This is a genomic window from Lysinibacillus sp. FSL W8-0992 (assembly GCF_038008685.1).
In the GTDB taxonomy this organism is placed as follows: domain Bacteria; phylum Bacillota; class Bacilli; order Bacillales_A; family Planococcaceae; genus Lysinibacillus.
Window position 1 is genome coordinate 1,909,200 of the sequence record NZ_JBBOZQ010000001.1, and the last position, 14,601, is coordinate 1,923,800.

Sequence of the window (14,601 nt, forward strand, 5' to 3'; positions counted from 1 at the left end):
AAGATGTATAGTAACTTGGAAATAATATTGTAATTTTCAGAAAAATGTAATACTATAATGTCTTAAAGTAAGAATATTCATATTTTGGGAGGGGTAAAATGGAAGGTATTGTAAGTTTTCTAAACAGTATTTTATGGGGGCCGTGGTTTATTTATGGTATTTTATTGATTGGTTTATTCTTTTCAATCATTACACGGTTCCTACAAGTAAGACTCATTAAGGATATGTTCGTCTTAATGTTTAAAGGAGAGAAATCGGAAAAAGGAATTTCTTCTTTCCAGGCAATGTCGATTGCATTATCAGGGCGTGTTGGTACAGGTAATATTGCTGGTACGGCAACTGCAATCGCAATGGGGGGGCCTGGTGCAATTTTTTGGATGTGGGCAATTGCCTTCATCGGTGCGGCGACGGCTTATGTTGAGTCGACATTAGCACAAATATATAAAGAAGAGAAAGATACAGAATACCGTGGTGGTCCGGCCTTTTACATTGAAAAAGGAATGGGGCAAAAATGGTTTGCAGTCATTTTTGCGATTGCGGCGTTAATCGCAATGTTAATATTAATGCCTGGCGTTCAATCGAATGCAATTTCGGTTGCTGTTGAAAACGCTTTCGGTATGGAACCTTGGATTACAGGAATAATAATTGTCGTATTATTAGGTGCAATTATTTTCGGTGGGGTTAAATCGATTGCAAATGTAGCACAGGTCGTTGTACCGTTCATGGCTTTAGCTTATATTCTAATGGCAATTATTATCATTTTTATGAATATTTCACAAGTGCCTGCTGTATTTTCTTTAATTTTTTCAAGTGCTTTTGGTGCTCAAGAAGTATTTGGGGGTATTATTGGTTCAGCAATCGCTTGGGGTGTTAAGCGTGGTATTTATTCAAACGAAGCTGGTCAAGGAACTGGAGCGCATCCAGCTGCAGCTGCAGAAGTTTCACACCCTGCGAAACAAGGTATTGTACAAGCAGCATCTGTGTACATTGATACATTATTAGTTTGTTCGGCTACTGCATTTATGATTTTATTTACAGGTATGTATAATGTTCAAAATGAAAAGGCTGTTGAAGGTACAGATTCGTTTATTTACGTAGGAGAATTCAATCAAAACGGTCTTACAGGAGACGAACAAATCACGTTTGCGAAAAGTATTAAAGAAGGTGCTGCGTATACACAATATGCAGTGGAATCTTCATTGCCAGGCATTGGTTCAGAGTTTGTAGCAATTGCTTTGTTCTTCTTTGCATTTACGACAATCATGGCGTACTACTATATAGCTGAAACGAATGTAGCCTACTTATTCACTGGGCAAACCGAAAAGATTTTCATTTGGATAGCTAAGATTGCCTTTTTGATTGCAACATTTTATGGAACGATTCGTACATCTGACCTTGCGTGGGCAATGGGAGATGTTGGTTTAGGTTTAATGGTATGGATAAATGTAATTGCTATCTTAATTATTATGAAACCTGCGATTCTAGCATTAAAAGATTACGAGAAACAGAAAAAAGAGGGCAAAGACCCTGTTTTTGATCCTCGTAAACTAGGAATTAAAGGTGCAGATTTTTGGATTGAATACAATGATAAACGAAAAAATAAATAATGTGTAAAAAGGGTCCTCTCATTATGAGAGGGCTTTTTTATTTTTATTGCTGCAACGGGCGGACGCTTTCTGCGGGTACATTGTAAGCCACAACCCTCTCTATCACACGGTCTGTTGCGTCTTACGTTTTGTGCGTTATGAGCAGGTGTCGTCGCCCTCCACTCCAATCAACTCGTATAATTGTTTGAGTGCCTGGCACCAATTCTAAGTTAGTGGGGAATTTCATTTTTTTGAAAATCAAAAAGATAAAAAAATGACAAAAGTATCAAGCGTTAACTGTTTTATGTCTTTTGTCTAAGATTTTGATGAATAAGTAGAGTCTATCTTAGAAGACATCTAGCTAAAATTATATAGAAACAGTATTTTCTATATTAAAAAGTATTCCATCATAATTCTTTGTGCCTCTGAGAAAGGAAAAAGCCCGAAATTTCAAGTTCGGGCTTTTGTAAAAAGGGTTAATTGGTAGGTAAGTCTTTCATTTTTTCTAGGGCAATGACAAATGGTGGATCGTTTTGTTGGTTTAAAAATTCGTATTTTAACACATGTACATATTTTTGTGGTAAATGACTGACAAATTCAATAACAGCGTCACGTTCTTCCTTACCACCTGGATGGCCATGGTAGATGACAAGCACAATTAAGCCTCCAATTTTTAGGAGTTGTAGTAAATCTTTAATCGCTTGTATAGTTGTATTCGGTTTTGTCACGATATCATGGTCACTACCAGGTAAATAGCCAAGATTAAAAATTGCAGCAGTAACGGGCTTTTGCACATGTTGGTTTATATTTTCGTGCCCAGTTTGTAACACTAGGGCACGGTGCTCTAACGCGTTGTCTAGCAGACGATGTAAAGTAGCATCAACAGCGCTTTTTTGCACATCAAATGCATAAACTTGTCCGTTATCGCCAACAAGCTGTGCTAAAAATAATGTATCATGGCCGTTTCCAGCTGTGGCATCTACAACTGTATCGCCTTCTTGTATCGTGTCTACTAATAATTGCTGTGCATATTGTAAGACTCGTTGAAGCTTCATTTTGTGACCTCAGCATTATAAAACTTACCTTGCCAACTGCCACGGCGTTCTAACTCCGCATCAATCCCATTCAGTACTTCCCACTTATTGACACTCCACATCGGTCCAATCATTAAATCAATGGGCCCGTCACCTGTTATACGATGAATTACCATATGTGGTGGCAAAATTTCTAACTGATCGGCTACTAGTTTTGTGTAAACATCTTGGTCTAAAAATTCTAGCATGCCTTTTTCATATTGTTTTACCATTGGTGTCCCTTTTAATAGGTGGAGTAAATGGATTTTAATGCCTTGGACATCGAGCTTTGCAACTGCGCGTGCAGTTTCCATCATCATGTCATAGTCTTCTAGTGGAAGCCCATTTATAATATGTGAACATACGCGAATTCCGTGCTTACGAAGTTTTTCAACACCTTCTACATATGTTGCATAGTCATGTGCACGATTAATGAGGTTTGCTGTTTTTTCATGAACTGTTTGAAGGCCGAGTTCAATCCACAAATAAGTGCGTTCGTTGAGTTCTGCTAAATATTCTACAACATCATCAGGAAGGCAGTCTGGACGTGTCGCAATGGAAAGTCCTACTACGCCTTCTTGCGCTAATGCTGCCTCAAATTTCTCCTTTAAGACAGGAAGCGGTGCATGTGTATTTGTATACGCTTGGAAGTAAGCCATATACTTGCCATCTTTCCATTTTTGATGCATTTTGTCACGAATTTCTGCGAACTGCACATCAATTGGGTCTACTTTATTACCCGCAAAGTCTCCTGACCCTGCAGCACTGCAAAATGTACAACCCCCAAATGCAACAGTACCATCACGGTTCGGGCAATCAAAACCTGCATCGAGCGCTACTTTAAATACTTTGTGACCAAACTGATCACGTAAATATCGATTCCATGTATAGTATCTTTTCCCCTCTGTAGGAAAAGGAAAGTTTATTTCTGTCATGTATTTCACTCCTCTAACGTTATATTTTATCATGTGCGTAAGGTTCCGTCATGGATAAGAATTTTAATATGTAGGAATGGTTGAGATATAAGTTTATTCATTTAAATAAGCAATGTGATTTATTGTCCAGATGGAGGAATGCATGTCTGCTATAGCAAGAGCACAGTGAGGAAAAAAGTCTATTTAAAAAAGGAATATTTTATGAAGAAAAGGTAAATTTATTTTCCTTGTACTTTTTTATTTTTCAGCATAAACTAGCTATTTAGAGATACGAAATAACGGAGGTCAAGAATATGCCAAAAAGTGTTTGGTTTTTAATTATCGGTATGCTTGTGAACACGACGGGCAACTCTTTTTTATGGCCTTTAAATGCCATTTATATGCATGACTACCTAGGAAAGACACTTGCCATGGCTGGCTTTATTTTAATGTTGAATTCGGCTGCAGGTGTGTTAGGGAATCTTTTAGGTGGATTTTTATTTGATAGAATTGGTGGCTACAAGTCTATTATGCTAGGTATTCTTTTAACAGTTGCCTCGTTAGTCGGCTTAACGATTTGGCATGGTTGGCCTCATTATGTGTGGTTCTTAACTGTCCTTGGATTTAGTGGAGGCATTGTATTTCCAGGAATGTTTGCGCTAGCTGGAGCTGCTTGGCCTGAGGGCGGACGTAAAGCGTTTAATGCGATTTATTTAGCACAAAATGTTGGTGTTGCTGTTGGTCCTGCATTAGCTGGCATTGTTGCAGATTATCAATTTGATTATGTCTTTGTGGTCAATTTAGCAATGTATATTCTATTTTTCCTCATAGCATTGATTACATTTAAAGGAATAGATTCAGAAAGTATAGCGCTGAAAAATGTAGTAAGTGAGAGTAAACGCATTACAAATAAAGCACCATTTTATGCGCTATTAATTTTAAGCACGTCTTCTGTATTATGCTGGCTTGCTTATTCACAATGGAGTGCGACGATTTCTTCGTATACACAAGATTTAGGTTTAGGGTTAAAGCAATATAGTTTACTTTGGACTATTAATGGACTTCTCATAGTGATTGGGCAGCCGTTAATCGCTCCACTTGTGAGACGCTGGGAGCATCAAATAAAGCGACAATTAGTATTTGGTATTACGCTTATAGCAGCTTCATTTGGAATTATAGCATTTGCTGAAGATTTTAAAATGTTTGCAGCTGCAATGGTCGTACTAACATTTGGAGAAATGTTTTATACACCAGCATTACCTACAATCGCGAATCAGCTTGCACCAAAAGGCCGAGAGGGTTTCTACCAAGGGATTATCAATAGTGCGGCAACAGCAGGCCGTATGATAGGTCCATTGTTCGGTGGCATAATGGTAGATCAGTTTGGAATGATTGCACTCGTTTCTATTTTAGTAGTCGTTGTATTAATGGGTATTTTCCCATGCCTTATGTATGACCGACCGTTGCTGATGAGTGACAGGCACGGAAACAATTCTGAAAATTAAAGACGATTTATATTAAAGCGAATGAAAATCATTCGCTTTTTTTATTTTTTGGATTGAAATTGACCTCGCAAAACGATACAATCATACATATTCAAATATTTGAATATGTAGACATAATAATGGGGGGATTAACGTGGAAGAGGGCTTACAACAGTTTAAAGCCGATTTTTTTAAAGCTTTAGCACACCCGTTACGAATTAGAATTCTTGAATTATTGGTAGATGGTAAGAAAAGTGTTAATGAGATTCAAAGTTGCCTTGAAAAAGAGGGCTCAGCAGTTTCGCAGCAGCTAAGTGTATTACGGGCGAAAAATATTGTTTATGGCACGAAGGAAGGAAAAAAAGTTTACTATTCTTTGAGTGATCCGATGATTGTTGAGCTGCTGCGTGTTGCCAAAGACATTTTTAACAACCATTTAATTCATACAATTTCAAGATTAGAAGAAATGACCGTCAGTGAAAATGATGAAGAGATGATGTAAGGTCATATTTTCATTTCCCCCTTAGAAAACAGCCTAGTATTGAATAAAAGAACGGTCTGGATTCAAAGAATTTATTATTTCGAAGGGAAGATTACTATATGAAGTCACTGTTTACGGGGCGGTTTGAAGGTTATTCTGTAAATCTTTTCAAAAAGGATTTATTGTCTGGGATTATTGTTGGTATTGTTGCAATTCCTTTAGCGATGTCTTTTGCAATTGCATCAGGTGTAAAACCAGAATACGGCATTTATACAGCGTGTATTGCAGGCATACTAATTTCACTTTTTGGTGGTTCAAAATATCAAATTGGTGGTCCTACTGGTGCTTTTGTGCCCATTCTATTAGGAATTGTCTTATCATACGGCTATGAAAATCTATTGATTGCGGGGTTAATGGCGGGTGTCTTGCTATGCTTAATGGGCATTTTCAAGCTGGGCTCCCTAATAAAATTTATTCCGCGTCCTGTAACGATAGGGTTTACTGCGGGTATTGCGGTCATTATTTTTACGGGGCAAATAGCCAATTTTTTAGGTCTGACAAATATTACACGGCATGAATATTTTATCGCTAATATGAAAGAGCTCTTTGTGCATATTGGTACAACAAATTATTATAGTATTTTTATCGCAATCATTTGTCTTGTAATAATATTAGTGACACCTAAAGTTTTTCCAAAAGTACCTGGCGCATTGGTAGGTATTGTTGTTTCTACACTTGTTGCTAGCTTCTTTTTTTCAGGACAAGTTGCAACAATTGCTACAGCTTACGGCCAAATTCCAAATACTTTACCGGCGTTTTCAATACCTGAAATTACCTTTGAACGAATGCAATTATTAATTGGGCCTGCATTTGTCATTGCTATGTTGGGAGGAATTGAATCTCTTTTATCAGCGGTAGTTGCTGACGGAATGACAAATAGTAAGCATAATAGTAATCGTGAGCTAGTAGGGCAAGGCATAGCGAACATCGTAACACCTTTATTTGGAGGGATTCCTGCTACAGGGGCAATCGCGCGTACTGCAACAAATATAAAAACGGGTGCGGCATCCCCAATGTCAGGTATTATTCATGGTGTTTTTGTATTAGTCACGTTATTGTTGTTAGCGCCCTTTGCTTCTCATATTCCGTTAGCTAGTATGGCACCGGTGTTGATGGTCGTAGCGTGGAATATGAGTGAACGAAAGCATTTCGCCCATATTGTGAAAGCGAAATCAGGAGATTCACTTGTTTTAATGATTACGTTTTTACTTACGGTTTTCGCTAGCTTAACGATAGCTGTAGAAGTAGGGCTTGGTTTGGCGATTGTATTATTTGTTAAACGAATGAGTGAGAAGTTGGTTGTAGATAAGGTTTTACCAGACCATACAAAAAATAATGGCAAGGTACAGCCGCATGTTGTCAATCAAAAGCATGACTGCCCACAAATTAGTATTTATTCAATTGAGGGGCCGCTATTTTTTGGTGCAGCACAAACCTTTGAGCAGACATTACAACATTCAATGAACGACCATCCAAGAGTTTTAATTTTGCGTATGAGTAAAGTGCCTTTTATGGATTCTACGGGAGAGTCTTATTTTAGCAATATCGTGCAAAACTTCACAACACAAGGTGGCATCGTTTTAGTAACGGGTGTCTCTAAAGATTTAAAAGTGGCACTGCTTCGTAATGGTTTATACGATCAAATTGGAGAAGATAATTTCTATGAACATACAGGAGATGCTATTAACAGGGCATTAAAGGATTTAGATATGAACAAATGCATCGGCTGCAAACATTTTGCCTTCCACGAATGCGTGGACTTTTCCTCAGGTGACCCTCGAGTGACAGGCACAGAAAAGATTCTGACAATTGAAGCTGGGTTAAATAAAAGCTCCACATGATGAATTATCGTGTGGAGCCTTTTTCAGTTTGTACTGCATTAGCAATTACTCGCTTTGCTGTACTTCGCAATATTGACAATAGGATGGAGGATGAAACTGTGAGGTTTGAAGTAAACAATTTTTGAGAATACTCGTATTAAGAAATGGGTAATCTGGTGATGTATTATGCTTATAAAGATGATAGGAGCTATATGGATAATCTTCCATGTTCGCAACAATAGGTGGAGCTGTTGATATAGGATTGCGATGGATATAGCGACTAACACTTAGCATATCTAGTTGTGAGGGAACAAGATCTGCAAAATAGCGACTCTCATACAGATGACCGCAATATTGATATTTCTTTTTAAAGTAATTACTGTAGCGCCAATTGATGACCGCCATCAATTTCCCTAGTGGAACTTCAGGTGACTGAATTAGAAGATGATAGTGGTTAGACATAATGCAATAAGCAACAATGCTAAAAGTGTATTTTTGATAAGCATATTGCAGTACACGAAAAAAAGCATCGTAATCAGCAACATTCAAAAAAATAGGTTGACGATTGTTGCCACGCATTACTACATGATGATAATGATGTGGAGACCAAAGTCGTTTTTTTCTTGGCACACGATACTTCCTCCTTTTTCGTTTTCTATAGCATAAAAATGAATGAAAATAACGTCAAATATAGGAAAGTATCAGAAGCAACTAATAATTTTATTTTTATCAAGGAAAAAGGTTGAAATATCACGAATCTATCCAAAAATCATGGGAAATAATTTTTTTCGCTAATTGTGTGTGAATTGTGTGCGTGCCTGGCACCGATAAAAAGAGGCTTGTGCTTTTTAGGACTTTCCATTAGAATAAATGCAATACATGTAAAGACATTGATGAGGAATAGTAAATTTGTGGTTCTTTTTAGAGAGCTAGCGGTTGGTGGAAGCTAGTAGGGATGCAAATTGAACTCGCCTGCTGAGTCTGCGTACATAAGTGTTATGTGTGCCGTCATTTCCGCGTTAAGGAAGCTTGAGCCGAGTGTAATCACTAATTTGGGTGGTACCGCGGGAGATAAGAATGCTCTCGTCCCTTCTGACAAAGGAAGGGGCGAGTTTTTTTATTTTTTAAATATTTTGTCAATTCTTACGATAAGTGGTATTGAACATATATAAGGAGGAAATATTATGAGCTTTAATCATCAACAAGTTGAAAAAAAGTGGCAGCAATATTGGGATGTCAACAAAACATTCAAAACAGAAAATGAAACGGATAAACCGAAATTTTATGCACTTGATATGTTCCCATATCCATCAGGAGCGGGACTTCACGTAGGGCATCCTGAAGGGTATACAGCAACAGATATCCTTTCACGTTTCAAACGTATGCAGGGCTTTAATGTTTTACATCCAATGGGATGGGATGCATTCGGTTTACCTGCAGAGCAATATGCATTAGATACAGGGAATGACCCAGCAGAATTTACGGCAAAAAATATTGCAACATTTAAGCGTCAAATTCAAGAGCTAGGATTTAGCTATGATTGGGATCGTGAAATTAACACAACAGATCCTGAATACTATAAATGGACACAATGGATATTCATTCAATTATATAAAAAAGGCTTAGCGTATGTAGATGAAGTGGCTGTAAACTGGTGCCCAGCATTAGGTACAGTGCTTGCCAATGAAGAAGTCATTGATGGAAAATCTGAGCGCGGAGGACATCCGGTAGAACGTCGCCCAATGAAACAATGGATGCTGAAAATTACTGCCTATGCGGATCGTCTAATTGATGATTTAGAAGAAGTTGATTGGCCAGAATCGATTAAAGATATGCAACGTAACTGGATTGGACGCTCTGAAGGTGCTGAAGTAACATTTGGCATTGAAGGAACAGATAAAAACTTTACGGTATTTACTACACGCCCTGATACGTTATTCGGTGCTACTTATACAGTACTTGCACCTGAGCATAAACTAGTAGCTGAAATTACAACAGCTGAACAACAAGCTGCTGTAGAAGCGTATCTTGAAAAGGTAAAAATGAAATCGGATTTAGAGCGTACTGATTTAGCTAAAGAAAAAACAGGTGTATTTACTGGCGCTTATGCAGTGAATCCTATTAACGGTAAAAAAGTGCCGATTTGGATTGCTGATTATGTGTTAGCTACGTATGGCACTGGTGCTATTATGGCGGTTCCTGCTCACGACGAACGTGATTATGAATTTGCCAAAGAGTTCGGCTTAGACATCGTAGCTGTGCTTGAAGGTGGAGACATCGACAAAGAAGCATTTACAGGTGACGGTCAGCACATTAACTCTGACTTCCTTGACGGCTTAAATAAAGCAGATGGTATTGCTAAAGCGATTGAATGGTTAGAAGAAAAAGGTGTAGGTGAGAAAAAAGTATCTTATCGTCTTCGTGACTGGTTATTCTCTCGTCAACGTTATTGGGGAGAGCCAATTCCAATGATTCATTGGGAAGATGGCACAACAACTCCAGTTCCAGAAGCAGAATTACCTTTAATGCTTCCGAAAACAGATAATATTCGTCCATCAGGAACAGGAGAATCTCCATTAGCTAATATTACAGATTGGGTAAATGTTGTAGATCCTGAAACAGGTATGAAGGGTCGCCGTGAAACAAATACAATGCCTCAATGGGCAGGTTCAAGCTGGTACTTCTTACGTTATATTGATCCGAACAATACGGAAGCGATTGCTGACCCAGAGTTACTAAAACGTTGGTTACCAGTCGATATTTATATCGGAGGAGCAGAGCATGCAGTATTGCACTTACTATACGCACGCTTCTGGCACAAAGTACTATATGATCTAGGTGTTGTTCACACGAAAGAGCCATTCCAAAAATTATTTAACCAAGGCATGATTCTTGGTGAAGGTAATGAAAAAATGTCTAAATCAAAAGGCAATGTCGTGAACCCAGATGAGATTATTGAGTCTCACGGTGCAGATACACTACGCCTTTATGAAATGTTCATGGGTCCATTAGAAGCATCAGTTGCATGGTCTACTAATGGCTTAGATGGTGCTCGTCGTTTCCTAGACCGTATTTGGCGTTTATTTGTCAGTGAGGAAGATGGTACATTATCAGCGAAGGTTCAAACTTCAGACGATAAATTCCTAGAAAAGTCATATCACCAAACAGTGAAAAAAGTGACAGAAGACTACGAAGGTATTCGTTTCAATACAGCCATTTCACAAATGATGGTATTCATTAATGATTGCTACAAAGCAGAAGTTATTCCAACGGCTTACGCTGAAGGGTTTGTGAAAATGCTAGCACCAATTGCACCACATGTCGCAGAGGAGCTATGGCAGCTGTTAGGTCATGAAGAAACATTGTCTTACGAGCAATGGCCAGCATACGATGCGTCTAAACTAGTAGACGATGAAGTAGAAGTTGCTGTTCAAGTGGCTGGTAAAGTACGTGCAAAAATCATCGTTGCAAAAGATGCTTCAAAAGAAGAAATCGAAAAAGTAGCATTAGCTGATGAAAAAGTACAAGAATATATGGCAGGTAAAGACTTGGTAAAAATTATTGTAATTCCAGGTAAACTTGTTAATATCGTTGTTAAATAAAAATAGGAAAAACCGTGAAATACGCTTTTCAATAGCGTACTTCACGGTTTTTTTTTCGCCAAAATGCCAATCGTAAATTAGAAAAGTAAGCGACATGATTTGACAAGACTTAGGTAAAAAAGATGTTATTTTAGATTTTTATAGCAAAATATGTATCTTTTGGCGTTAATAAAGGTTAAAATTCTCTATGTATATAGTAATGAAAACGATGCGAAAAGGAGAATATTTATGAAAAAGTCACAGAGATTGAGCGATAAGGTATTATTGTTCGCTAGTATTGTGGTAGTCCTAATTGTAGGACTAGTGATAGGTATTTTATATATGAATACGAATAATTCCGTGGAAGGAGCAATAGGTCGTGATGGCGTAACGAAAGCACAAACAATCGCCTCACTTGTAGATGTGGAGGCGTATAAAAAATTAATTGACTCAGATGATGCAAAGTCAACGTTATATAAAGATTTGCGGGAAGAGTTAAATACATTACGTATACATAATGGTCTTTTATATGCTTATGTTTTATATCCCCCAACAGAGGGAGAAAATTTGAAATTTTTAGTCGACGGTTTACCGTTAGATGAAGAAATGGCTGGTGCTATGGGGGATCCATCTGAGGTTCTTACATATAAAGATGGTCAAAAGGCTATTGATAAAAATGGCTATTATTCAGCAATACAAAAAAGTGAAACATACGGTTCTTTAATGTCAGCAATTACACCATTAAAAGATAGTTCAGGAAATACGGTTGCTTTTGTCGGTGTAGACATGATGGCAAATGATGTACAGGCTGTTCAAAGCGATGTGTTAAAACATACGATTCCTTATATTGTTATTATTTTATTAATTGGTGGAGTAATTTTAATTGGTATTATTCGCTTTTATACAAATCGCTTATTACAGCCTCTTGTTGTTTTAAAAGATGTAGCAGAGCAATTCGCTGATGGTGATATTCGCAGTGCTGAAAAAGGCTTAGATGAGATTAAAGTGGCAGGAAACAATGAAATTTCTGCTTTTGCTAAAGCATTTACACAATCCATGTACAAATTAAAAGAAACATTCCATTTGATTCATGGGACAGCTGTTAATTTACAACAGGCGATTGATAATATTCATACTTCGACGGGAACGGTGAGTAGTTCAAACAGTGAAGTGGCGAGTAGTATTGTGACGATTGCAAGTGGTAGCGAACAGCAACGTGCTAACAATGAAGAAGTTGTTCGTGCGATGGAGGAGATGGTATCAGGAATTCAACGTATGGCAGACGCTACATCGAATGTGGCGGAGTCATCGAACGATATTACGGATCGTGTCCAAACAGGTGTAGCAGATTCTGAAAATGTTGTATTTAAAATTCATCAAGTTGAAAAATCGGTACTAGCTACATCTGATCATGTTACGGAGATGGGTAAACAATTCCGTTCTATTGAAGAAATGGTAGCTGTTATTACAAGTATCGCAGATCAAACTAATTTACTAGCATTAAATGCAGCGATTGAAGCAGCCCGTGCAGGCGAGGCAGGAAAAGGGTTTGCGGTAGTCGCTGACGAAGTAAGAAAATTAGCTGAAATGTCTCGTGTTTCAGCTGAAAATATTCAAAATCAATTACAAAGTTTTAGCATTACAACAACTAAAGCATTGGAAGAGATGCAGACTAGTGCTACAAGTGTTAAAGATGGAAGCGAAGAAGTAGGTAAAATAGGCCAAGCATTAGTAATGATCTTACAAGGTGTGCAAAGTGTGAACCAAGAAATACAGGAAAACTCGGCTATTATCGAGCAAATGTCAGCAAGCTCAGAGGAAGTATTAGCATCTGCTGAGCAAATGAATAATGTAATAGTTATGAATGCCAATCGTGCGGAAAGTGTAGCACAAGCTTCAGACCAACAAATGGCAATTGTCCATGATTTAGAGTCTGTTGTTGAAGAATTAGAAAACAGCTCTAAAAAAATGTTTGATGCTATTAATCATTTTAAAATTTAAGGGACTTGTGTTGAGATTTCAACATTTGCCAAAGTATAGTTAAGAAAAAAGTGTCCGAAATATGGGCACTTTTTTCGTTTTTGTGAAACTATCTTAAAAGATTTTACGACTATAGGATGAATGGAAAAGGGGGGGCTCTCGTGAGTGAGCATTTAACAGCCATTATGGAAGAGCACGGCGAATATTGCCTACGTGTGGCTTATTTATATGTGCGAGACTGGTCTATTGCTGAAGAAATTGTGCAAGATGTATTTCTCGCCTATTACTTGCAACAGGATCGCTTTGAACAAAGAGCTTCGCTTAAAACCTATTTAGTAAAAATTACAGTACATAAAAGTCATGATTATTTAAGAAGCTGGAAAAATAAACGCCATCAATTATTTGGCAAGCTTCATTTTGGTGTAAGTAAAAGGACTCCAGAAATAGATCTCATCAAAGCAGATGAACGAGTGACGTTGAAAGCAGCTTTATTTGAGTTACCCATTTCTTATAGGGAAGTGTTAATTCTTTATTATTATCAGGAATTAAAAGTACGTGAAATAGCAGATGTGCTTGGTTGTACTGAAAATACAGTAAAAACAAGGTTACGTAGAGCAAGGAAAATGCTACAAGACAAACTCGAACGAAGTGATTGGGAGGTGCTAGGAGATGACATCTTTTAAAAAGAAGCTGAATGAGGAAATAGGAGAAGCACCACGTTTTACGAAAGCATTACAGGAGCGTATTGTACATCGTGCGGAGCAACATCATCGGCACAAACAATATGGCGGTTGGCAGTACCCTACAATTATAGTAGGCGCAATAGTGACGTTGCTTTTTTTAATCGCTGTTGGACCGTGGCAACGAACAGAGTATATTCAGCATGCTTCAATTGTTGAACTAGCGCAAAATGAAGAAATACAACAATTGTCCATTGTACAAAATTGGGATGAAGATTCATTTAATGCTGGTAGAATAGGTTGGGTTATAGGGCAACAAGAGTACTTAAAAGGGGCTGACACGAAGCTTCTAGAAAGCATACTTCAGAAGGCAGTTGTAGCACAGAAATCGGATGATTATTATGTAGTTCGAGATTTTTGGATAGAATTTAGTAATGGGCAAGCAGTTAAGCTAAAAATGTTAAAAAATAATGAACAAATCGCCTTTCTCGATGTAAAGACCAATCAGTTTTATAAAGTCAATGATGAGGAGGCTACATTAGCATTTGCAGACTTCGATTTTCAGGATATTGAATTTAACTTTATAGCATTTCTTATATGGATCGGCGGTATTATACTAATAGGTTGGGTAGCTGATAGGGCGGTTCGTTGGAAATTTAACATCCCAAAAGAGCCGAAGTATGTAAGTGACAACCATCGACGCACGGTTTTTATTTTTAAGTTCATAAACTTTATTGCGTTTGCTACATTTAATCTAAAAGGTTGGATTATATATATTGCTGCTGATTTTACGCTTATTTTTATATTATTGTTGATTAATACAGCAATCGAATATTATTTTGGGCGACATGAAAAAAGGCATTACTTGGCATTAACAACTACAATTTTTTCGTTTATTGTATTTATCGCTTTTGTCATTTGGGTTTAAAAACAGAAAAAAGA

Annotated in this window: 11 protein-coding genes and 1 other annotated feature; of the genes, 8 read left to right on the top strand and 3 right to left on the bottom strand. The window is 37.6% G+C overall.

What is annotated here, in order from left to right; translation table 11 throughout:
* The first annotated feature begins 98 nt into the window (after positions 1–98).
* Positions 99–1,607 (top strand): alanine/glycine:cation symporter family protein, encoded by a 1,509-nt coding sequence (locus NSQ74_RS09540; protein WP_340822922.1) that lies wholly within the window; start codon positions 99–101, stop codon positions 1,605–1,607.
* 455 nt (positions 1,608–2,062) lie between these two features.
* On the opposite strand, the gene NSQ74_RS09545 is transcribed toward NSQ74_RS09540, so the two are convergent.
* Together NSQ74_RS09545 and NSQ74_RS09550 are read right to left on the bottom strand one after the other, a co-directional pair.
* On the bottom strand, positions 2,063–2,641 hold the full coding sequence (locus NSQ74_RS09545) for a tRNA (mnm(5)s(2)U34)-methyltransferase (protein ID WP_340822923.1): 579 nt from the start codon (positions 2,639–2,641) through the stop codon (positions 2,063–2,065).
* A complete protein-coding gene (locus NSQ74_RS09550; protein ID WP_340822924.1) occupies positions 2,638–3,594 on the bottom strand; it encodes a TIGR01212 family radical SAM protein in 957 nt (318 codons plus the stop codon). The genes NSQ74_RS09545 and NSQ74_RS09550 overlap by 4 nt, the downstream gene beginning before the upstream one ends.
* A 293-nt stretch (positions 3,595–3,887) precedes the next feature.
* Here NSQ74_RS09550 and NSQ74_RS09555 point away from each other — a divergent pair, with 293 nt between their 5' ends.
* From NSQ74_RS09555 to NSQ74_RS09565, 3 genes are all read left to right on the top strand, one after another.
* The gene (locus tag NSQ74_RS09555) at positions 3,888–5,078 is read left to right on the top strand and encodes an MDR family MFS transporter (RefSeq protein ID WP_340822925.1); all 1,191 of its coding nucleotides are present in this window, start codon (positions 3,888–3,890) and stop codon (positions 5,076–5,078) included.
* A 133-nt stretch (positions 5,079–5,211) separates the two neighbouring features.
* On the top strand, positions 5,212–5,559 hold the full coding sequence (locus NSQ74_RS09560) for an ArsR/SmtB family transcription factor (protein ID WP_340822926.1): 348 nt from the start codon (positions 5,212–5,214) through the stop codon (positions 5,557–5,559).
* Positions 5,560–5,657: 98 nt separating this feature from the next.
* Positions 5,658–7,439, top strand: a complete 1,782-nt coding sequence (locus NSQ74_RS09565; RefSeq protein ID WP_340822928.1) for a SulP family inorganic anion transporter — start codon at positions 5,658–5,660, stop codon at positions 7,437–7,439.
* A 45-nt stretch (positions 7,440–7,484) separates the two neighbouring features.
* On the opposite strand, the gene NSQ74_RS09570 is transcribed toward NSQ74_RS09565, so the two are convergent.
* The gene (locus NSQ74_RS09570) at positions 7,485–8,048 is read right to left on the bottom strand and encodes a transposase (protein WP_340822929.1); all 564 of its coding nucleotides are present in this window, start codon (positions 8,046–8,048) and stop codon (positions 7,485–7,487) included.
* Positions 8,049–8,299: 251 nt separating this feature from the next.
* Positions 8,300–8,512: a binding site (T-box leader), on the top strand.
* 90 nt (positions 8,513–8,602) lie between these two features.
* On the opposite strand from NSQ74_RS09570, the gene leuS reads away from it, so the two are divergent.
* The 4 genes from leuS to NSQ74_RS09590 all read left to right on the top strand — a co-directional run bounded on the left by leuS (position 8,603) and on the right by NSQ74_RS09590 (position 14,587).
* Positions 8,603–11,020 (top strand): leucine--tRNA ligase, encoded by a 2,418-nt coding sequence (gene leuS, locus NSQ74_RS09575; protein ID WP_340822930.1) that lies wholly within the window; start codon positions 8,603–8,605, stop codon positions 11,018–11,020.
* Between the two features lie 228 nt (positions 11,021–11,248).
* Entirely contained in the window at positions 11,249–13,000 is a 1,752-nt protein-coding gene (locus NSQ74_RS09580) for a methyl-accepting chemotaxis protein (protein WP_340822932.1), read from the top strand.
* 140 nt (positions 13,001–13,140) lie between these two features.
* Complete coding sequence (locus tag NSQ74_RS09585; protein ID WP_340822934.1) at positions 13,141–13,662, top strand: sigma-70 family RNA polymerase sigma factor; 522 nt, start codon at positions 13,141–13,143, stop codon at positions 13,660–13,662.
* Entirely contained in the window at positions 13,649–14,587 is a 939-nt protein-coding gene (locus tag NSQ74_RS09590) for a hypothetical protein (protein WP_340822935.1), read from the top strand. The genes NSQ74_RS09585 and NSQ74_RS09590 overlap by 14 nt, the downstream gene beginning before the upstream one ends.
* Positions 14,588–14,601: the final 14 nt, after the last annotated feature.